Source organism: Actinoallomurus sp. NBC_01490 (genome assembly GCF_036227085.1).
In the GTDB taxonomy this organism is placed as follows: Bacteria; Actinomycetota; Actinomycetes; order Streptosporangiales; family Streptosporangiaceae; genus Actinoallomurus; species Actinoallomurus oryzae.
This window is the reverse complement of sequence record NZ_CP109433.1, coordinates 3473198-3493066: the sequence shown is the minus strand read 5'-3', so window position 1 is coordinate 3493066 and position 19869 is coordinate 3473198. Positions and strand designations below refer to the sequence as shown.

Below are 19869 nucleotides of genomic sequence, written 5' to 3'. Positions count from 1 at the left end.
AGGACGTGATGGTGCAGGCCTACATCCTCATCCAGACCGAGGTCGGCAAGGCCGCCGAGGTGGCCGGTGAGATCTCCGGCATCCCGGGCGTGACCCTGGCCGAAGACGTCACCGGCCCGTACGACGTCATCGTCCGAGCCGAGGCGAACAACGTCGACGAGCTGGGCAAGCTCGTCGTCGCGTCGATCCAGTCGGTGGAGGGGATCACGCGCACACTGACCTGCCCCATCGTCCACATCTGAGCCGGTGTCCCTCCCGCCGTCAGTCTGCACCATGAGACGCGCTCTGACGGCGGGCGGTGTGCTGCTCCTGCTCACCGGGTGCGGCACCGGAGCCGTCGAGGTCCCCGTGCCGCGACCGCCCGCGGCGATCGCGTCCGTGTGCCGGAGCCTCCGTGACCGGCTGCCCGCGAAGGTCCACGGCAAGTCCCGGCGCGCCACGTCGCCGAAGTCGCCGCTCGTCACGGCCTGGGGCTCGCCCGCGATCGTGGTGCGCTGCGGCGTACCCCGGCCCACCGCGCTGAAGCCCACCTCGCAGCTGGTGGTGGTCAACGGCGTCAACTGGCTGCCGGTGCCCGCCGACCGCCCGGTCACGTTCACCGCCGTCGGACGCCGGGCGTACGTCGAGGTGACCGTGCCCGGGGCGTACGAGCCGCCGGGCGACGTGCTGATCGAGCTGGCCGGCCCGATCAAGACGGCGGTCCCCGCCAACCCCGACGGCACCCTGTGATCGCTCCCCTCGAGCCGGCCGGCCCGATCAAGACGGCGCTCGCCGCCGAGCCCGACGGCTCCCTGTGATCACTCCCCGCGGCGCCGGGGCGCGCGCCCGCGCGGCTGCGTGGGCGTGGGCCGGATCGGCGGCGGCGTCACCGGGCGGCTGACCGCTCCGCCGTCCAGCGCCACGCGCTCGCCGCCGTGGGTGATCTCCAGCGGGTCGCCGTCGAGCAGCTCGTACACGGCCTGGTGCGCGGTGACGGTGACCTTCAGCCGGCGTCCGCGGTACCGCACGCGGAAGGCCAGCCGGGTGATGCCGCCGGGCAGCCGCGGGGTGAACGCGAGCGTGTCGTCGTCCACCCGCATCCCGCCGAGGCCGCCGACCAGGGCGGTCCAGGCGCCGGCGAGGGAGGCGATGTGCAGCCCGTCGCGCGTGTTGTGCTCCAGGTCGTCCAGGTCCATCAGCGCGGCCTCGCCCAGGTAGTCGTGGGCCAGGTCGAGATGGCCGGTCTCGGCCGCCATCACCGCCTGGGTGCAGGCCGACAGCGACGAGTCCCGGACCGTCAGTGCCTCGTAGTAGGCGAAGTTGCGCGCCTTCTGCTCCGGGGTGAAGGCGTCGCCGCGCAGGTGCATGGCGAGCACGAGATCCGCCTGCTTGACGACCTGCTTGCGGTAGATGTCGAAGTAGGGGAAGTTCAGCATCAGCGGGTACTGGTCCGGCCCGGTGGACTCGAAGTCCCACGGCGCGTGCTCGGTGAAGCCCTCGCTCTGCGGGTGCACCTGGAGCCGCCGGTCGTACGGGATGTACATGTCGGCCGCCGCGTCGCGCCAGGACGCGGTCTCCTCGTCGGTCACGCCGAGGCGTTCGGCCTGCTCCGGGTGGCGTTCGGCCAGGTCGGCGGCGGCCTGGAGGTTCCGCTGGGCCATGAGGTTGGTGTAGACGTTGTTGTCGGCGAGCGCGCTGTACTCATCCGGCCCGGTCACGCCGTCGATGCGGAAGCGCCCCTGGGCGTCGTGGTGGCCGAGGCTACGCCACAGCCGCGCGGTCTCCACCAGCAGTTCGAGGCCGTAGTCGCGGGCGAACGCCTCGTCGCCGGTGGCCGACAGGTAGCGCACGACCGCGTAGGCGATGTCGGCGCCGATGTGGAACGCCGCCGTGCCGGCCGGCCAGTACCCGGAGCACTCGTCGCCCTGGATCGTGCGCCACGGGAAGGTGGCCCCCTCCAGCCCGAGCTGCCGGGCGCGCGCCCGGGCGTTGTCGAGCGTCGAGTGCCGCCACCGCAGCGCGTCCGCGACGGCGCGCGGCTGGGTGAAGGTGAGCACGGGCAGGACGAACGACTCGGTGTCCCAGAACGTGTGGCCGTCGTACCCGGGCCCGGTCAGGCCCTTGGCGGCGATGGGGCGGCGCTCGCCCCGCGCCCCGGCCTGCAGGACGTGGAACAGCGCGAAGCGCACCGCCTGCTGCACCTCGGCGTCGCCGTCGACCTCGACGTCGGCCCCCGCCCAGAAGTCGTCGAGGTACTCCCGCTGCTCACGCAGCAGCCCGTCCCAGCCGGTGAGCCTCGCCGCCGCCAGGGCGGCGATGACCTGGTCGTGCAGGGCGGGCCGCGACCGCTGGCTGGACCAGCCGTAGGCCAGGTACTTGATGATGCGCAGCCGCCGGCCCGGCTCCAGGCGCGTGGCGACCGTGACGCGGCCGACGTCGTTGAGGACCCCCGTGTCGATCGTGCCGTCGGGGCAGTCGATCTCGTGGCCCATCGCGGCGCCGACGCGCAGGCCGCTCTCCCGGGTGCAGTGCACCATGACGACGCTCTGGTCGGTGGCGGCGCACTCCTCGGGGGCGAGGGGGGACTCGAGGGACGCCGCGGCGCGCGGGTCCTTGCCCGCCGTCGGCAGCGTCTCGTTGGCGACCAGCTCCGACTGCACGACGATGCGCACCGGCTGGTCGACCGCCTCGACCTCGTAGCAGATCGCCGCGACGGCGCGCTGCACGAGGGAGACGAGACGGACGGAGGTCACGCGCACGGTGTCGTCGGCCGGGGAGGTCCATTCGGCCTTGCGCGTCAGCGTGCCGGCCCGCAGGTCCAGCAGGCGTTCGTGCGAGCGCAGCTCGCCGTACCGGACGTCGAACGGCTCATCGTTGACCAGCAGCCGGAACAGCTTGCCGTTGGTGACGTTGATGACCGTCTGCCCGGACTCGGGATACCCGTAGCCGGCCTCGGCGTACGGCAGCGGCCGCAGCTCGTAGACCGAGTTGAGGTAGGTGCCCGGCAGCCCGTGCGGCTCTCCCTCGTCGAGGTTGCCGCGCAGCCCGACGTGGCCGTTGGACAGGGCGAACACCGACTCGCTCTGCGCGAGCGTGTCGAGGTTCAGCTCCTGCTCGCGGACACACCACGGCTCGACGGCGTACGCGGCCTGCTTGATCAAAGCAGCTCCTCCAGGTCCTTGACGACGACGTGCGCCCCGTGACGCCTCAGCGCCTCCGCCTGGCCGACGCGGTCCACGCCGACCACGTGCGCGAAACCGCCCGCCCGGCCGGCCTCCACGCCCGCCAGGGCGTCCTCGAACACCACGGCCGCCGACGCCGGCACGCCGAGGGACTCCGCCCCGGCGAGGAACATGTCGGGCGCCGGCTTTCCGGCCAGCCCGCGCTCCTTGGCGGTCAGGCCGTCGACGCGCGCGTCGAACAGGTCGGCGATGCCCGCCGCGTCGAGGATCTGGGCGGTGTTGGCGCTGGAGGAGACGACCGCGGTCTTCAGCCCGGCGTCCCGCGCGGCGCGGACGTAGCGGATCGACCCGGGGTACACCTCCACACCGTGCTCGCGCAGCTTCTCCAGCACCAGTGCGTTCTTGCGCGCGCTCAGCCCGTTGATCGTGGACGCACTCGGCGGATCGTCCGGCGACCCCTCGGGCAGCTCGATGCCGCGCGACTCCAGGAACGAGCGGGTGCCGTCCTCGCGCCGCTTGCCGTCCACGTACTCGTCGTAGTCGGCCACCGGGTCGAACGGCGTGAAGCCCTCGCCCTCACGCTCGCGGAGGAAGTCGTCGAACATCTGCTTCCACGCCGCGGCGTGGACGGTGGCGGTACGGGTCAGCACCCCGTCCATGTCGAACAGGCACGCCGTGGCGGCCTCCGGCAGTCCGAGCACGTGTTCCTCCCCGGTATCGGCGAACGACACATGCTTACCCCATGGGGCCGTGTCAATCGCCGGTGCCCCGGTGCCTTGGAGCGCGCGCGTACGGCGGCGCGCCGGCTTCGAGCGACCGCCCGGAACCCTCACCGTCGCGAGCGGCGGGCACGGGGTTCCGGGCGTTCTTCGAGGAACGGGCGCGGGTGCTCAGGTCGGCAGGCCGACCGCGCGCTCCCCGCTGCGGCGCTGCTGGATGATGACCGCGACGACCAGGAGCGCGCCCTGGGCGACGTTCTGCCAGAACGTGTTGACGCCCACGACGTTGAGGCCGTTGTTCAGGGCGCCGAGGAGCAGCACCGCCAGCAGGGTGCCGCCGATGCCGCCCTTGCCGCCCTTGAGCGCGCAGCCGCCGAGGGCCGCGGCGGTGATCGACTGGAGCTCCAGCCCCTCGCTGCCGCTGGTCGGCTGGCCCGACCCGGTGCGCGCGGTCAGCACGATGCCGGCCACGGCCGAGACGATGCCCGCGAGCGCGTACACCGCGATGAGGTACTTGTTGATGTTGATCCCGGCCAGGCGCGCGGCGGTGTCGTTGCCGCCGATCGCGTAGACGTTGCGCCCGATGTCGGTGTACTTGAGCATCAGGTGGACGAGGACGGCGACCACGATCAGGATCCAGACCTGCACCGGGATCCCGGCGATCCGGCCGCGGGCGATGAAGATGAACAGGTCGTCGCCCAGGACGAAGCCCTGCGCCCGGCCGCCGGAGATGAGCTGGGCGACGCCCTTGTAGGCGGCGAGCCCGGCCAGCGTCGCGATGACCGGGTTGACCCGGCCGTACACGATGATCAGGCCGTTCACCACGCCGATCACGATGCCCAGCACGACCGCGGCGGCCATCCCGAGGAACGGGTTGTGCCCGGTCGACATGAAGGCCATCGCGGAGATGACCGAGGCGACGCCGGTCTGCGAGCCGACGGAGATGTCCATCGCGCCACAGATGATCACAACCGTCTGGACCACGGCCAGCAGCCCGGCCACGGTCGCGGCCTCGCCGATCACCTGGATGTTGTTCCAGGTGAGGTAGCCGGAGTTCAGCCAGGTGAAGATCGCGACGACGACGATGAGCGCGCCGATGAGGCTGATGTTCTGCGGCCCGACCGTGCTCAGGACGCGGCGCGGCGCCGCCTCCTTCGGCGGCGTGTCCACCGGCTCGCGGGTGGCGGTTGTCATTGCTGTCCCTCCGATAGCGACGTGGTCAGGTCCTCCGCCATGGCGAGGCCGAGAATGGCCTCCTCGGAAGCGTCGGCCCGGTCGAGTTCGCCGGTGATGCGGCCGTTCTGCATGACGATGATGCGATCGGCCAGTCCGAGCACCTCGGGGAGCTCGGACGAGATGACGAGGACGGCCACGCCCGAGCGGGCGAGGTCGTCGATGAGGTGGTAGATCTCGGCCTTGGCGCCCACGTCGATGCCGCGGGTGGGCTCGTCGAGGATGAGCACCTTCGGCTTGCGGGCCAGCCAGCGGGCGAGCACGACCTTCTGCTGGTTGCCGCCGGACAGCTTGCGCACCTCGTGCTCGATGTCGGGCGTGCGCACGTTGAGCCGGTCGACGTACTCCCGGGTCAGCCGGCGCTCTTCGGCGCGTCTGACGAAGCGGAGGCGGCGCAGCCGGTCCAGCACCACGAGGGAGGTGTTGTCGCGCACCGAGCGTTCGAGCAGCAGCGCCTGGGCCTTGCGCTCCTCCGGGGCGTAGCCCATGCCGGCCCGTACGGCGTCGCTCGGCTGCCGTAGCCGCACGCGCCGGCCCTCGACCCGCACCTCCCCGGAGCGGATCGGCAGATCGCCGACCAGCGCCCCCGCGAGTTCGGAGCGGCCCGCGCCGACCAGACCGGCGAGGGCCACCACCTCGCCGGCGTGCACGGTGAAGCTGATGTCCCGCACGTCGTCACTGGTGAGGTCGTCGACCTGCAGTACGACGTCGCCGGTGGCGGAGTGCTCACGGGAGAACATGGCCGACAGGTCGCGGCCGACCATCATCCGCACGATCTCGTTCTCGTCGGTCTCGGCCGCCTCGCGCACCCCGACCAGGCCGCCGTCGCGCAGCACCGCGATGTGGTCGGCGAGCTGGAAGATCTCCTGCATCCGGTGCGAGACGTAGATGACGGCCAGGCCGTCCTCGCGCAGCCGGCGGATCAGCGCGAACAGCGCCTCGACCTCGTGCTCCGACAGCGACGACGTCGGCTCGTCGAACGCGATCACCTTCGCGTCCGTGGTCAGCGCCCGCAGGATCTCCACCAGCTGGCGCTGCGCGGGGGTGAGGCGGGAGCCGAGGGTGTCCGGGTCGATGACCCGCTCGAAGCCCAGGCGTTCGAGGTCGGCGCGTACGCGCCGGTTGAGGGTGGCGCGGTCGAGGGCGCGGCCGGCCCGGCGGGGCAGCGTGCCGAGGTAGACGTTCTCGGCCACCGAGACGTGCGGCACGATCTCGGGCTCCTGCGGGATGACACGGATGCCGGCGTGCCGCGCGTCGGCGGGAGAGTGCAGGTTCAGCGGCTCGCCGTCGAGGATGATCTCTCCCTCGTCCGGCAGGTAGTCGCCGTTGATGATCTTGATGAGGGTGGACTTCCCGGCGCCGTTCTCGCCCATGAGGGCGGTCACCGCCCCGCCGGCGAAGTCCAGCGTGACGTCGTTCAGGGCCCGTACGCCGGCGAACCGTTTGGAGATCCCCGCGACGCGCAACTCTGTCACGAGCCCTTTGTTGTCGGAGGGTGTGACGGCTGGGGCCGTGTCTTCGATTCCCTCGTCTCGCTCGGTCACGAGATCTCCTTCGTCGGCCTCATGACCGTGTCCTCGATTCCGTCGCTCCGCTCGGTCATGGCAGGCCTTCGTGTCGTGGCGGGGCGGCCCGTGAGCCGCCCCGCCGGGTGGGTCAGGTGCAGGTGAGCCGGGCGTCGGCCCAGTCCGCGTGGTCGCTGTCGGTGCCGTTGCCGCCGTCGGTGACGATGAGGCGGACGAGCGTCGCCCCGCCGACGTCGGCGGTCAGATGTGCGGCCGGATCGGCGGTCGTGAGCAGGCCGCTGTCGGCGACCTTCGTGCCGTCCGCCCAGACCTGGAAGGTCACCGAGCCGTTGGCCGTCTTCTCGTCGTCCACGCCGACGTCGGCCGACAGGGAGGTGCACTTCTTGGCCGTGTAGTACTCGACGGTGCTCGGAGCGTGCACGCCGAGCCCCTTCTTGTACACGGTGCCGTTGATGGTGATCGGGTGGCCGTCGCCCGCGGCCTTCTCACCGTTGCTGGTGTCCTTCTCCACCGGGCCCCAGTAGTTGTCGGCGCGGAGCCAGGTCAGGTCGCTGAGGTAGGAGGTGCCGGACGGCGGCGGCGTGACGTTCAGGACGTCGACCTGGACGGTGTTCCGGGCGACCGTGGAGTCCGGCTCGTACGTGGCGGTGGTGTCCAGGTCGTACGTGCCGGGCTTCGCGCCGGCCGGCACCTGGACGGTCCACGTCGTCGCGAAGCTCCTGCCCGAGCCGACGAGTGCGCTGGACCTGCGCGACGTGGCCTGGACGGTCCACCCGTCCGGCGCGGCGAGGTCGTTCTTGACGAGCGGCGCGGGCAGCCTGCCGAAGTTCGACGCGGTCGTCGTCACGGTCACCGACGTGCCGGGCTCGACGAACGGCCGCGCGCCGGGGTATGCCACCGGCACGTCGGTCGCGGCGTCCACCGCCGGCGGGTACGCCGCCCAGCGCCGGTCGCGCGCGACCCGCAGCATCACCGTGCCGTGCGCCGGGACCATCGCGCTCAGCGTGCCGGCGGTCTCGCGGTCGGTGTGCGCCCACAGGTCGCGGACCCGGTACGCCGGCGCGGACGGCATCCCGATCGCCCCGGCCGACGTGGTGATCCGCTGCGGCCCGTCCGACTCGTTGAACAGCGCGACGGCCTTGTCGCCGTTCGCGAGCGGCTTGACGAAGACGTCCCGGCCACCGTCGGTGGAGATCGGCGCGCCCTGGGCCCCGAGGGTGTCCTGGTCGACCGCGATCACGTCTTTGTTGGTAAGGATCTTCATCGTCTCGGGCGAGGCCTTGCGCAGGTCCGTGCCGATCAGCAGCGGCGCCGCCATCTCGGCCCAGAGGCTGAAGTGCGACCGGTACTCGGTGTCGGTCATGCCGCCGTTGCCGACCTCCAGCATGTCCGGGTCGTTCCAGTGCCCGGGCCCGGCGTACTGGGCCAGGGCCATGTTCTGGTGGACGATGCCGAGCATGCTGGTGTAGCTGTCGCCGATGTCGCCGGTCGTGCGCCAGGAGTTGCCGACGTCCTTGGCCCACAGCCACGGCTTGTTCTCGCCCCACTCGCACATCGAGAACAGGATGGGGCGGCCGGTCGCCTTCAGCGCGTCGCGCATCGTGGTGTACCGCTGGACGGCGTCGACGCCCTGGTTGTTGCAGTTGTCGTACTTGAGGTAGTCCACTCCCCAGGACGCGAACAGCCGGGCGTCCTGCTGCTCGTGCCCGAGCGAGCCGGGCATCGTCTGGGCGCAGGTCATGGTGCCGGCGCTGGTGTAGATGCCGAACTTCAGGCCCTTGGAGTGCACGTAGTCGGCGACCGCCTTGATGCCGTTCGGGAACCGCGTCTTGTTCGGGACGTAGTCGCCGTTCGCGTCGCGGTCGTGCTCGGCCCAGCAGTCGTCGAGGTTGACGTACTGGTATCCGGCGTCCTTCAGGCCGGAGGAGACGAACAGGTCGGCGATGCTCTTGACCATCGCCTCGTTGAAGTCCGCGCCACAGTGGGTGGCGTTCCAGTTGTTGAAGCCCATCTGGGGTGTGAGGGCGAGGCCGTTGTCGAGGGCGGCGGCCGGCGGGGCCGAGGCGAGGGAGAGGGTGGCGGCACCGGCGACGCTCGCCGCGGTCGCGACGAGTGCCGATACCAGGACACGGACGGTGCGCATGTGCTGCTCCTGCGTTCGGGGGTGTGCGCACTGCTGGGGCCGGCGCGATGGACCGGGCACCGCGTCGTTCCCCGGGGTGACGCGGCCGGTGGGCGGCGGAGGATGCGCACCGGTCGCGATCGTCGGCGTAGGGGCGGGACGCCGGTGCCCGACGCGGCGGGCGACGGCGTCGACCGGCCGGGGAGAACGCCGCGCTCCCCGGCCGGTTCGCTCAGGTCAGGTGCACTTGACGCCTTCCTGCTTCCAGTTGGAGGCGTCGACCATCTTGGTCGGCGCGAACGCCTCCTGCGGCATGGGCTTGCCGTTGCGCAGGTTGTCCACGATCGTCTGGACGGCGAGGCCGCCGACGTCGTAGCCGTTGATGAACAGCGCGGCCTTCATGCCGGTCGCCTTGCCCGAGTTCCAGTCCTTGCAGGCCAGGTAGGCGCCGAGGCCGACACCGTCGATGTCACCGGCCTTGTAGCCGGCGTTCTGCAGCGCGGTGACCGCGCCGGAGACGTTCTCGTCGTTGCAGCCCCACACGACCCAGTGCTTGACGGAGCGGTGGCCCGAGACGACGGCGCCGGTCTTGGACTGGGCGTCGGTCGGGGTGTTGTCGGTGCCGACCTTGATGACCTGCACCTTGGTGCCGGCGGCCTGCTCGAACGCGGTCTGCGCGGCGGTCACCCGGTCGGTGCACACGGTCACGTCCTGCTTCCAGGCCGAGATCACCGCGGTGTCGGAGGCCTTCCAGCCCGCCTTCTTGAACTCCTCACCGGCGCGCTGGCCGACCTGCTGGCCCATCTGGCTGCCGGAGAAACCGACCCGCTGCACGAGCTGGTCCTTGGGGCACTTGGAGGGGTCCGGGCCGTTCTTGCAGATCTGGTCGTCGCTGGTCAGCAGAGTGACCTTCGCGGCGGCCGCCGTCTGCACGATCTGCGGGCCGACGGCCGGGTCCGGCGGCACGATGATGACGCCGTTGGCCTTCTGGGCGACGGCCGCCTGCGTCTCCGACACCGCCTTGTTGGTGTCATTGCCGAGGTTGACGACCTTGACGTCGACGTTGCCGAGCTGCTTGGCCTTGTCCTTGGCGCCCTGGGCCTCGTCGATGAAGTACTGCTGGTCGCCCTGCTTCTGCAGGTACGCGATGGAGATCTTCCCCGACACCTTCTTGTCCGTGTTGGTGTCGGTGCTCTCCTTGCCTGACGAACAGGCGGAGAGGCTGAGGGCGACCGCGACGCCGAGCGCGACGACCGCGGCTCCCGGCCTGCGTATCCGGGCCATGCTCTGCCTTCTTTCTGACAACTGTCGGCTGGTGATGGTCCTGGTCCCGTTACCCCGATGTTTCCGCCGAGTTACCAGGCGATGTGCGCATTCCTACCATTCCAAACACAAACCAACAAGACCTGCCGCATCACGATGTGCGGCTGTGTTGACATATGTCGTTTCTCCGGGCACGCTTCACGCCGTGGACGGTCACCGAGAGGAGGTGACGATGCTCGCCCAACAGCGACAGCAGGTGATCCTGGACCTCGTCCAGCAGCACGGCGGTGTCCGTGTCGCCGACCTGGTACGGGAGTTCGGCGTCTCCGACATGACGATCCGGCGCGACCTGGAGGTGCTGGCCGACCGCGGCCTGGTCTCCAAGGTGCACGGCGGCGCGACCACGGTCGGCGCGGGCTCGACCGAAGAGCCCGGCTTCGCGGCCAAGTCGGTCCGCCAGCGTGAGGAGAAGGAGGCCATCGCCCGCCGCGCCGCCCGGCTCGTACGGCCCGGCACCGCGGTCGCCGTCTCGGCGGGCACCACCACGTGGACGCTCGCCCACCACCTCACCGACGTTCCGGAGCTGACCGTTGTCACGAACTCGATCCAGATCGCCGATGTCTTCTACCGGGCGAGCCGCGCCGACCAGACGATCGTGCTCACCGGCGGCATCCGCACTCCCTCCGACGCCCTGGTGGGGCCGGTCGCGGTCAACGCGGTCCGCGCGCTCAACGTCGACCTGCTACTGCTCGGCGTGCACGGCATGAGCACGCGCGCCGGCTTCACCACGCCGAACCTCATGGAGGCCGAGACCGACCGGGCGATGGTCGGCGCGGCACGCCGCCTCGCCGTCCTGGCCGACCACACCAAGTGGGGCACGGTCGGGCTCAGCACGATCGCGCGGCTGTCCGACGCCGACGTGCTCGTGACCGACTCCGGCGTCGGCGACGAGGCGCGCAAACAGCTCGCCGACGAGGTCGGCGAACTGATCACCGTCGACCCGGGCGAGGCGGACGCGTGAAACGCACGGTCACCCATCTCGCCGACGGACGCGAGCTCATCTACTTCGACCGGCACGACGACGCCGACCGGTCCGCGGTCGACACGCGTACGCTGCCGCCGCCCCCGCAGGCGTCCGAGCTGCGCCGCGACCGGCTGCTCGGCGAGTGGGTCACGATCGCCGCGCACCGCCAGGACCGCACCCACCTGCCGCCGAGCGACCAGTGCCCGCTCTGTCCCTCCACGCCCGGCCGGCCCACCGAGGTCCCGTCCGCCGACTACGAGGTGGTCGTCTTCGAGAACCGGTTCCCGTCCTACTCCGGCCGCGCCCCCGAGCACCCGGACGGCGTCGTCCCGGGGCTGGGCCGCTGTGAGGTGGTGTGCTTCTCCCCCGACCACGACGCGTCGTTCGCGACGCTCGACCTGGCCCAGGTCGGCACGGTCATGGAGGCGTGGGCCGACCGTACGGCCGAGCTGTCCACGCTGCCCGGCGTACGGCAGGTGTTCTGCTTCGAGAACCGCGGCGCGGAGATCGGCGTCACCCTCGCCCACCCGCACGGGCAGATCTACGCCTATCCCTTCGTCACGCCGCGGACCGAGCGGATGCTCCAGGTCGCCCGCGCCCACCGCGAGGAGACCGGAGGCGACCTGTTCGCCGACGTGCTCGCGGACGAGCGCGCCGCCGGGACACGCGTGGTGGCCGCGAACGACCTGTGGACGGCGTTCGTGCCGCAGGCGGCCCGGTGGCCGTTCGAGGTGCACCTGTTCCCCCACCGGAAGGTGCCGGACCTGAGCGCCCTGTCGGCGGAGGAGCGCACCGCCTTCGCCCCGCTGTACGTCGACGTGCTGCAGCGCCTGGACCGCCTGTTCGGCGTGCCGATGCCCTACGTCTCCGCCTGGCACCAGGCACCGGTCACGGCCGACCGCGACCTCGCCTACCTGCACCTCCAGCTGTTCAGCACCCGCCGCGCCGCGAACAAGCTGAAGTACCTCGCCGGGTCGGAGGCCGCCATGGGCGCCTTCGTGAACGACATCTACCCCGAGGACGCCGCCCGCCGCCTGCGCGAGGCGACCTAGAGCCGCCGTTCAGCCGGGCGGGCGAAGCAGCCCGAGCAGCTCGTCGTGGAACCGCCCCGTGCTGACCACCGCGGTGTCCGGCCCGGACAGCGACGGCCCACCGGACAGGTCGGTGGCCCGGCCGCCCGCCTCCTCGACGAGCACCGGCATCGGCGCGAGGTCCTCGTAGCCGAGTTCCGACCCGGCCACCACGACGGCGTCGGCCAGCCCGGTGAGGACGCCGACGACACCGCGGCGAGACCGGTCACGATCACGTTCCGGTGCAGGGCCAGGAGAAGATCGCCCGGCCACCTGCCGGGGTTGACCACTGCGAGCCGGGCCCGGCCCGGCTCGGCCCGGATCAGTATCTTCCTTATCCTGACGACTTGCCCGTGGTTTAAGTTTCAACTAAAATCCCGGTACCATAGTTGAACATTCAAGCAATGGAGGCTTCCATGACCGCCCTCGCCAGTGAGCTCGGGATCAACCCCGGCACGTACAACATCGACCCCGCGCACAGTGAGGTCACGTTCGTGATCCGGCATCTGATGACCAAGGTCCGCGGCTCCTTCACGGAGTTCTCCGGCTCGCTCGAGATCCCCGAGAACGTTCTCGAGTCGACGACCTCCGTCGAGATCCAGATCAAGTCGATCGACACCCGCAACGCCGACCGTGACAACCACGTCCGGTCCGCCGAGATCCTCGACCTGGACAACCACCCGACCATGCGGTTCGTCAGCACGGGCATCCGCGAGAACGGCGGCGACTACCTCCTGGACGGCGACCTGACCATCCGCGACGTCACCCGCCCGGTCACCCTCGACCTGGAGTTCAACGGCTCCGGCCAGGACCCCTGGGGCGGCACGCGCGTCGGCTTCAGCGCCACCACCTCGATCAGCCGTAAGGAGTACGGCATCGAGTTCAACGTGCCGCTCGGCGGCGAAAAGGCGCTCCTGGGCGACAACGTCGACATCCAGCTCGAGGTCCAGGCCAGCCGCGCCTGAGGGACCGCCGGGGGCTCCGGGCGGTCTCTGAGCCCTTTCCCTTGACCGCGTGACGAAGAGCACCCTGACCGGGTGCTCTTCTCCGTGTTGGCGAAGCCGACATTCGGGGTATCGCGGAACAGCAAAGGGGAGATCGGCGTTGATCCATACGGGATCCGACGTGAGAGCGAGGTGGCCCATGGCGGCGACCACGAACAGCGGCAGGCGTGTCAGGCGGCCCGGACGTGCCGCCGACGGCGACCTGCTCGGCGCCTATCTGGATGAGATCGCCGCGACACCACTGCTCACGGCCGAACAGGAGATCGAACTCGCGCTGGCCATGGAGGCCGGGCTGCTGGCTCACAACCACCTCGACAGCGGCACCCGTCCCGACGGTGCCACCGTCGATGAGCTGGAGGAGGTCGCCGCGCGCGGCGACGCGGCCAAGGACCGGTTCATCCTGGCCAACCTCCGCCTGGTCGTCTCGGTCGCGCGCCGCTACCCCACCGACGGAATGAGCCTGCTGGACCTGATCCAGGAGGGCACGATCGGCCTGATCCGGGCGGTCGAGGGGTTCGACCCGCAGCGTGGTTTCAAGTTCTCCACCTACGCGACCTGGTGGATCCGGCAGGCGATCGGCCGTGCGCTGGCCAACTCCTCCCGGTCCGTGCGCCTGCCCGGAGCCGTCCACACCGACGTCAACCGGCTGCGCAAGGCCCGCCGCGAACTCGTCCTGCTCACCGGCTCCGAGCCCACCAACGAGGAGCTGGCCGCCGAGCTGGACCTGCCGGTCGAGCGGATCGGCGAGCTGGACCGCTGGGACCGTACGCCCGCGAGCCTGGACGCCGTGGTCGGCGAGGACGAGGAGACCTCGCTGGGCGACCTGCTGGCCGACGAGGACGCGCCCTCCCCCGAGGACGAGGCGATGGCCGGCGCCCAGCTCGAGATCATCGACGGCATGCTCGACCGGCTGGAGCCGCGCGAGGCGGTGGTGCTCCGGGCGCGTTACGGCCTGGAGGACGGCATGGAGCACAGCCGCCGCGAGATCGCGATGCGCCTGGGCGTGTCCGCCGAGCGGGTGCGGCAGATGGAGCTGGCGGCGCTGCGGCGGATGCGGGAGATGGCGCAGCGGCTGGACGCGCCGCTCGCCGCCTGAGAGACGCCCGTACGCCGCGGCCTCACGCGCCGAACCACCGCAGGAAGTCCTCATGGCCGAACATCCGGGCCGTGTCGACGGCCGAGGGGGTGCCCGCCTGAGGGTCGGCGCCCGCGTCGAGCAGGGCGCGTACGACGTCGGCCTCCTTCTTGAACACCGCGCCGGCCAGCGGTGTCTGGCCGCGGTCGTTGGCCCGGCCGGGGTCGGCGCCGCGTTCGAGCAGCGCCCGTACGGTCTCGGCACGCCCATGGTAGGCGGCCAGCATCAGCAGGGTGTCTCCCGCGTCGTTGGCGAGGTCGGCCGGCACGCCCGCGTCGACGTACGCGGCGAGCGTCTCGGTGCGGCCTTCGCGGGCGAGGCCGAACAGCCTGGTCGCGAACTCCACCAGCTCAGGATCGTCCATCGCTTCCAGCATGCCACGCAGGAACGCCGAGGAGCGCGGGAGACGAGTCGCGCTCCTCGGCGAGGTGCCTCCTGACGGTCTGGGTGCTCTCGCTAGGCGTTCACCTCCTCGGTGTCACACGGGGATTCGCGGCGCCGTCCGGCGCGGCTTCAGGCGACTCCGACGGTCAGGCCCGCGACCGTCGCGTCGAGGGAACTGGTCGTGATCGGCATGAGCACCGGCTCGGTGATCTGGAACCGCTCCATGCCGCGTTTGGTCAGATGCACCCGCAGGTCGAGCCGGCCGCCCTCGGTCCGGCAGCCGCCCTCATCGGGGAAGTGCAGGTCACCGGCTGAAATGCGGGCTCCCGGAACGTGCACCGGCAGCAGGATCTGCGCGCGCGGCGCCAGTGCCCGGCACGAGGCGCGGACCGGCGGGGCGCTCGCCGCGATCCGGTCGTGGTCGGCGGACGAGGGCGCGATGCGCCCGAGCAGCGCTCCCTCCGGGTCGCCGGGCGTGTCGCGGAGCATCGCGTGCGAGGGCGCGCAGCCGAGGACGCCCGGATGGCCCGCGGGCGAGAAGCACCCGTCCAGGCGGCCGATGCCGAGGATCTCGACCATGACGAGGTCGCCCGGCTCGGCACCGACGACGCCGACCGGCCCGCACAGGACACCGTCGCCCTGGCAGCTCAGCCGGATCGAGCCTCCGGCGATCACCTCGGCGACGGGCGGAATGTCGGGGTGCCAGCGATTGTGACCGGGGATGTACTGCACCGTCCGGATCGGCGCGGCAGGCGTGAACAGCAAGTGCCGGTCCCTTCTCTCGTCGGCGGACCTTTGACGGACTTTCAATGGGCCTTCGGCGGATCTGATGGGTCAATCCTGCACGTCAGGCTGTTTCAGCGCGGTTTCACGGCTTTTAACGACCCGTCAATTGGACTTCACCGGAACCGGGCGGGAACGGCGTGCGTCCAAGACCCATGGGCTCCGATTCGAGTTCGGGCGGCCGGCCGGTCCTCGCGGTCGCGGTCGCCGGGTTGATCATCGCTGGATGCGGCGCGAGCAGCCTCGCCGCCCCCGCACGCCCCGCCCCCTCGCTCCGCCTGGTCGCCTACGACGACTGCGGCGAGCTCCTCAGCGGCCTGCGCAAGGCCACCGCGGCGCACGTCGGCCCCTACGGCCTGGCGGGTGACCCGGTCATGCGTCCGCTCGTCAGCGGGCGCGTCCCGGGCGACCTGACGGCCAAGCAGCAGGCCGCCACGCCCCACTCCGACACGAATGTGCAGGAGCCGGGCGTCGACGAGCCCGACCAGGTCAAGACCGACGGCCGCCGGATCGTCACGGTGGCGCGCGGGCGGCTGGTCGTGGTCGACGCGGCGTCCCGCAGGCAGACCGGCTCGCTGGACCTGCGGGAGGGCGGCGCGTGGTCCGCCGGTGAGCTGATGCTGTACGGCGACCGGGCACTCGTCGTCCTGCGCCCGGCGATCACCTTCGCGCGCGGGGGCATCGTCGACGGGCCGGTGACCGCCCGCAGCACACCGGGTCCGCGCCTGGTGCTCGTCGACCTGCACGGCGCGCCACGCGTGGTGAGCTCGATGCGCCTCGACGGCTCCTACGTCGACGCCCGCCGCACCGGCCCGACCGCGCGGATCGTCATGCGGTCGGCGCCGAACATCGCCTTCCCGCAGCGTCACGGCGGCAGCGACGCCGACGCGACCGCGGCGAACCGCGGGGCGGTCGGGAAAGCGCCGCTGGACGCGTGGCTGCCGCGCTACAGCGTCACGCGCGGCGGTCGCACCACGGCCGAGAAGGTGCCGTGCGACCAGGTCAGCCATCCGCCGTCCTACACCGGGCTGTCGCTGGTCTCGGTGCTGTCGGTGGACCTGTCCGGCGACATGGCCGACGCCTCCCCGGTCAGCGTGGTGGCCGGCGGCGAGACGGTGTACGGATCGAGCACCGGCCTGTACGTCACCGACCACCCGTCCGGCTCGGCGGACCGGACCGACATCTACCGCTTCGACGCGGGAGGCTCGGGCCCGCCCCGGTTCGCCGCCTCCGGCTCGGTGCCCGGCACCCCGGTGAACCGGTACGCCCTGTCCGAGTACGCCGGGAACCTGCGGGTCGCCACCACCTCCGGAGGCACCGCGACGTCCCCGGGCACGTCCCAGAGCGCCGTGTACGTCCTGGCCCGGCGCGGGAACCGCCTGCGGCAGGTGGGTGAGGCCGGCGGGCTCGGCCGAGGCGAGCGGCTCTACGCGGTGCGCTTCGCCGGCCCGGTCGGCTACGTCGCCACCTTCCGGCAGACCGACCCGCTGTACACCCTGGACCTGCGCGATCCCGCCCGGCCACGCGTCACCGGCGAGCTGAAGATCAGCGGCTACTCGGCCTACCTGCACCCGGCCGGCGACGGACGGCTCATCGGGGTCGGTCAGCAGGCCGACGCGAACGGGCGGGTGAAGGGCGCCCAGGTGTCGCTGTTCGACGTGAGCGACCCGGCCGCGCCGAAGAGGCTGAGCGGGTACACGCTGCCGTCCTCATGGTCGGCGGTCGAGGGCGACCCGCGCGCGTTCCTCTACTGGCCGGCCACCGGCCTGACGGTCGTTCCGATGGGCGGCCGGGACGGGGCCCTGGTGCTTTCGGCCGGCCCGGCGAGCGTACGGCGTCTGGGGAGCGTACGGCAGCCGGACGCGGCGGGCCCCGTCCAGCGGCCGCTGCTGGTCGGCGGCACGCTGTGGACGCTGTCGCCGTCCGGTCTGCAGGCCGACGACGCGACGACCCTCGCCAGGACGGCCTGGCTGCCGTTCGCCTGAGAGCCTGGTCGCCGGCTCAGCGCAGGCCGACGGGCCGCCGCATCGCCGTACGGATCCAGCGGTCCACGAGGGCCGGGTAGTCCAGGCCGGTCGCCGCCCACATCTTGGGGAACGCCGACGCCGGCGTGCACCCGGGCATCGTGTTGATCTCGTTGACGATGACCCGCCCCTCGGGCGTGTAGAAGAAGTCGACCCGGGCGAGGCCCTCGCAACCGACCGCCTCGAAGGCCCGCACCGACAACCTGCGGACGTCTTCGATGACGGCGGGCGGCAGGTCGGGCGGGATGTCGAGCCGCAGCCCCTCATCGAGGTACTTGGCCTCGAAGTCGTAGTAGTCGTGGCCGTCGCCGACGTGCACCTCGGCGGGCAGGCTGGCCTCGGGCGGGCCGTCGTCCAGCCCCTCGAGGACGCCGCACTCGATCTCGCGGCCCTCGACCGCCGCCTCGACGATCACCTTGGGGTCGTGCTCGCGCGCGGCCTCGACCGCGGCCTCCAGGTCCGGCTCGGCGTCGACGCGGGAGATGCCCATGCTCGACCCGGCACGCGCGGGCTTGACGAAGACCGGCCAGCCGAGCTCCTTGACGTCGTCCACCACGCGCTTGCGCTCACGCCGCCAGCGGCGGTCGCCGACGACCACGTACGGGCCCACGGGCAGCCCGGCGCCCCGCAGGATGACCTTCATGAAGGCCTTGTCCATGCTGGCGGCGCTGGCGAACACCCCGGCGCCGGTGTAGCGGACTCCCGCGAGTTCGAGCAGGCCCTGGATCGTGCCGTCCTCGCCGTACGGGCCGTGCAGGAGGGGCAGCACCACGTCGACCTCGCCCAGGGCGCGCGGCACCTCTCCGGGCGCCACGACCATCAGGCCGCCGCCCGGCCCGTCGAACGGGAGGGCGAGGGCCGCGCCGCCGGTGTCCACCTCGGGCAGGTGCCCGTCCTCGATCGCGAGCCGCTGCCCGGAGGCGAGCACCCAGCGGCCGTCGCGGGCGATGCCCACCGGGACGATCTCGTAGCGGTCCGGGTCGATCGCCGCGATGATGCCGCCCGCGGTGAGACAGGAGATCGCGTGTTCGGAGCTACGGCCGCCGAAAACGACGGCGACACGAACCTTGCGCATGCCTCCACCCCTCTTCTCACCTGCGACGACACCCGCGAGCCTCGACCCTACACGGCGTGTTTCGCCGCCTGGCCGCGCGAAACGGCCGGGCCGGGTTACGAGTTCAATGCCCCCTCGTGTTCCCCGATCCGCCCCAGAGCGCTCAAGGCATTGTTGACATCGTGGATCAGGTCGTCGGCGTCCTCGAGCCCGACGGAGAAGCGGACGGCCGCCGGGCCGATGCCCGCGGCCGCCAGCGCGCGCTCGTCCATCTGCCGGTGCGTCGTGGAGGCGATGTGCCCGGCCAGCGTGTGGGTGCCGCCCAGTGAGGTGGCCACCTTCGCCAGGCGGAGGCCGTCCGCGAGGGCCATGCCGGCCGCGGCGTCGCCGTGCGGGATGATCGTCACGATCGCGCCGAACCGGGTGCCCTCCGGCCCGGAGTCGAACAGCCGGCGGGCCGTCTCACGGCCGGGGTGGTCCGGCAGGCCCGGGTAGTCGACCCGGGCGACCGCGGGGTGCCGGGCGGCGGCCGCCGCCAGCAGCGCGGCGGTGTCGCACTGGCGGCGCACCCGCAGCGGCAGCGTCTCCAGCCCGCGGCGCAGCAGGAAGGCCTCGTCCGGCGCCAGCGATCCTCCGGTGTGGATGCGCACCGCGCGGACCGGCGCGATCACGCCGGTACGGCCGACGACGACACCCCCCGTCGCGTCGCTGTGCCCGCCGATGTACTTGGTCGCCGAGTGGACGACGAGGTCCGCGCCGTGCTCCAGCGGGCGGCACACGACCGGCGTCGCGAACGTCGAGTCGACGACCAGCAGCGCCCCCGCCTCGTGTGCCGCCTCCGCCAGCGCGGGCAGGTCGGCCACGGCCATGGTGGGGTTCGCCAGGGTCTCGGCCCACACGAGCCGCGTCTCGGGGCGGATCGCCGCGCGCACCTTCGCCGGGTCGGTCATGTCGACGAAGTCGGTCGCCACCCCGAACCGCGACAGCAGCTGCGACAACAGCCCGTACGTGCCGCCGTACGCCGCGGCGGGCGCGACGACGTGCGCGCCCGCGTGGGTGTACGCCAGGAGCACCCCGGTGATCGCCGCCATGCCCGACGCGAACGCCTCTCCCGTCACGCCGCCGACGCGCGCGCCCTCGAGAGCGGCGACCGCCGCCGCGAACCCGTCGGAGGTCGGGTTGTCGATCCGGCTGTAGGTGTAGCCCGGCATGCGCTCGCCCAGCACGTCGGCGTACTCCTGCGACGTCGGGAACGCGTAGGTGGCCGAGCGCCACACGGGCGTGCCGAGCGGCTGCTGGCTGGGCACGGGGGCCGGCGGCAGGTGGACCGCGCGGGTGTTCTCACCGAACGGTTGTTCACTCATGTG

General features: G+C 71.9%; 18 protein-coding genes. 7 read left to right on the top strand and 11 right to left on the bottom strand.

What is annotated here, in order from left to right; translation table 11 throughout:
* Positions 1-8: 8 nt before the first annotated feature.
* Positions 9-242, top strand: coding sequence for an Lrp/AsnC family transcriptional regulator (locus OG417_RS16725; RefSeq protein WP_285571319.1), 234 nt, complete (start codon positions 9-11; stop codon positions 240-242).
* 31 nt (positions 243-273) lie between these two features.
* On the top strand, positions 274-729 hold the full coding sequence (locus tag OG417_RS16720; protein ID WP_329256429.1) for a DUF3515 domain-containing protein: 456 nt from the start codon (positions 274-276) through the stop codon (positions 727-729).
* Between the two features lie 68 nt (positions 730-797).
* On the opposite strand, the gene OG417_RS16715 is transcribed toward OG417_RS16720, so the two are convergent.
* The 6 genes from OG417_RS16715 to OG417_RS16690 all read right to left on the bottom strand — a co-directional run bounded on the left by OG417_RS16715 (position 798) and on the right by OG417_RS16690 (position 10045).
* Positions 798-3140 carry a glycoside hydrolase family 65 protein gene (locus OG417_RS16715; protein ID WP_329256427.1) on the bottom strand — a complete coding sequence of 781 codons (2343 nt, stop codon included), beginning with the start codon at positions 3138-3140 and terminating at the stop codon, positions 798-800.
* Positions 3137-3862, bottom strand: coding sequence for a beta-phosphoglucomutase family hydrolase (locus OG417_RS16710; RefSeq protein ID WP_329256425.1), 726 nt, complete (start codon positions 3860-3862; stop codon positions 3137-3139). The genes OG417_RS16715 and OG417_RS16710 overlap by 4 nt, the downstream gene beginning before the upstream one ends.
* 189 nt (positions 3863-4051) lie before the next feature.
* Positions 4052-5074, bottom strand: a complete 1023-nt coding sequence (locus OG417_RS16705) for an ABC transporter permease (protein ID WP_329256423.1) — start codon at positions 5072-5074, stop codon at positions 4052-4054.
* Positions 5071-6657 (bottom strand): sugar ABC transporter ATP-binding protein, encoded by a 1587-nt coding sequence (locus OG417_RS16700; RefSeq protein WP_329256421.1) that lies wholly within the window; start codon positions 6655-6657, stop codon positions 5071-5073. Before OG417_RS16700 ends, OG417_RS16705 begins: the two co-directional genes overlap by 4 nt.
* Before the next feature lie 112 nt (positions 6658-6769).
* A complete protein-coding gene (locus OG417_RS16695) occupies positions 6770-8782 on the bottom strand; it encodes an NPCBM/NEW2 domain-containing protein (protein ID WP_329256420.1) in 2013 nt (670 codons plus the stop codon).
* 216 nt (positions 8783-8998) lie between these two features.
* The gene (locus OG417_RS16690; protein WP_329256418.1) at positions 8999-10045 is read right to left on the bottom strand and encodes a substrate-binding domain-containing protein; all 1047 of its coding nucleotides are present in this window, start codon (positions 10043-10045) and stop codon (positions 8999-9001) included.
* 211 nt (positions 10046-10256) lie between these two features.
* Between OG417_RS16690 and OG417_RS16685 the strand changes: the two genes are divergently transcribed.
* Together OG417_RS16685 and galT are read left to right on the top strand one after the other, a co-directional pair.
* Positions 10257-11045 (top strand): DeoR/GlpR family DNA-binding transcription regulator, encoded by a 789-nt coding sequence (locus OG417_RS16685; RefSeq protein ID WP_329262338.1) that lies wholly within the window; start codon positions 10257-10259, stop codon positions 11043-11045.
* A complete protein-coding gene (gene galT, locus OG417_RS16680; RefSeq protein ID WP_329256416.1) occupies positions 11042-12100 on the top strand; it encodes a galactose-1-phosphate uridylyltransferase in 1059 nt (352 codons plus the stop codon). Before OG417_RS16685 ends, galT begins: the two co-directional genes overlap by 4 nt.
* A gap of 9 nt (positions 12101-12109) precedes the next feature.
* Here the strand turns inward: galT and OG417_RS16675 are convergent, their stop codons facing one another.
* Positions 12110-12289, bottom strand: a complete 180-nt coding sequence (locus OG417_RS16675) for a hypothetical protein (protein ID WP_329256414.1) — start codon at positions 12287-12289, stop codon at positions 12110-12112.
* A 245-nt stretch (positions 12290-12534) separates the two neighbouring features.
* Here OG417_RS16675 and OG417_RS16670 point away from each other — a divergent pair, with 245 nt between their 5' ends.
* Both OG417_RS16670 and OG417_RS16665 read left to right on the top strand, forming a co-directional pair.
* Positions 12535-13083, top strand: coding sequence for a YceI family protein (locus OG417_RS16670; RefSeq protein ID WP_329256412.1), 549 nt, complete (start codon positions 12535-12537; stop codon positions 13081-13083).
* 178 nt (positions 13084-13261) lie between these two features.
* Positions 13262-14218, top strand: a complete 957-nt coding sequence (locus OG417_RS16665; RefSeq protein WP_329256410.1) for a sigma-70 family RNA polymerase sigma factor — start codon at positions 13262-13264, stop codon at positions 14216-14218.
* A gap of 22 nt (positions 14219-14240) precedes the next feature.
* On the opposite strand, the gene OG417_RS16660 is transcribed toward OG417_RS16665, so the two are convergent.
* Both OG417_RS16660 and OG417_RS16655 read right to left on the bottom strand, forming a co-directional pair.
* Positions 14241-14621, bottom strand: coding sequence for an ankyrin repeat domain-containing protein (locus OG417_RS16660; protein ID WP_329256409.1), 381 nt, complete (start codon positions 14619-14621; stop codon positions 14241-14243).
* 149 nt (positions 14622-14770) lie between these two features.
* Positions 14771-15406, bottom strand: coding sequence for an acetamidase/formamidase family protein (locus tag OG417_RS16655; protein WP_329256407.1), 636 nt, complete (start codon positions 15404-15406; stop codon positions 14771-14773).
* Positions 15407-15579: 173 nt separating this feature from the next.
* On the opposite strand from OG417_RS16655, the gene OG417_RS16650 reads away from it, so the two are divergent.
* Positions 15580-17409 (top strand): beta-propeller domain-containing protein, encoded by a 1830-nt coding sequence (locus OG417_RS16650; RefSeq protein WP_329256404.1) that lies wholly within the window; start codon positions 15580-15582, stop codon positions 17407-17409.
* A 16-nt stretch (positions 17410-17425) separates the two neighbouring features.
* Here OG417_RS16650 and OG417_RS16645 read toward each other — a convergent pair whose 3' ends face one another.
* Together OG417_RS16645 and OG417_RS16640 are read right to left on the bottom strand one after the other, a co-directional pair.
* The gene (locus tag OG417_RS16645; protein WP_329256402.1) at positions 17426-18523 is read right to left on the bottom strand and encodes a D-alanine--D-alanine ligase family protein; all 1098 of its coding nucleotides are present in this window, start codon (positions 18521-18523) and stop codon (positions 17426-17428) included.
* Positions 18524-18618: 95 nt separating this feature from the next.
* Positions 18619-19866: a trans-sulfuration enzyme family protein gene (locus OG417_RS16640; protein WP_329256400.1), complete on the bottom strand. Its 1248-nt coding sequence runs from the start codon at positions 19864-19866 to the stop codon at positions 18619-18621.
* Positions 19867-19869: the final 3 nt, after the last annotated feature.

Coding starts and splice junctions, on each gene's coding strand:
- OG417_RS16725 (WP_285571319.1), top strand. CDS start 9: ATGGTGCAGGCCTACATCCTCATCCAGACCGAGGTCGGCAAGGCCGCC.
- OG417_RS16720 (WP_329256429.1), top strand. CDS start 274: ATGAGACGCGCTCTGACGGCGGGCGGTGTGCTGCTCCTGCTCACCGGG.
- OG417_RS16705 (WP_329256423.1), bottom strand. CDS start 5,074: ATGACAACCGCCACCCGCGAGCCGGTGGACACGCCGCCGAAGGAGGCG.
- OG417_RS16695 (WP_329256420.1), bottom strand. CDS start 8,782: ATGCGCACCGTCCGTGTCCTGGTATCGGCACTCGTCGCGACCGCGGCG.
- OG417_RS16690 (WP_329256418.1), bottom strand. CDS start 10,045: ATGGCCCGGATACGCAGGCCGGGAGCCGCGGTCGTCGCGCTCGGCGTC.
- OG417_RS16685 (WP_329262338.1), top strand. CDS start 10,257: ATGCTCGCCCAACAGCGACAGCAGGTGATCCTGGACCTCGTCCAGCAG.
- OG417_RS16670 (WP_329256412.1), top strand. CDS start 12,535: ATGACCGCCCTCGCCAGTGAGCTCGGGATCAACCCCGGCACGTACAAC.
- OG417_RS16665 (WP_329256410.1), top strand. CDS start 13,262: ATGGCGGCGACCACGAACAGCGGCAGGCGTGTCAGGCGGCCCGGACGT.
- OG417_RS16660 (WP_329256409.1), bottom strand. CDS start 14,621: ATGGACGATCCTGAGCTGGTGGAGTTCGCGACCAGGCTGTTCGGCCTC.
- OG417_RS16650 (WP_329256404.1), top strand. CDS start 15,580: ATGGGCTCCGATTCGAGTTCGGGCGGCCGGCCGGTCCTCGCGGTCGCG.
- OG417_RS16645 (WP_329256402.1), bottom strand. CDS start 18,523: ATGCGCAAGGTTCGTGTCGCCGTCGTTTTCGGCGGCCGTAGCTCCGAA.
- OG417_RS16640 (WP_329256400.1), bottom strand. CDS start 19,866: ATGAGTGAACAACCGTTCGGTGAGAACACCCGCGCGGTCCACCTGCCG.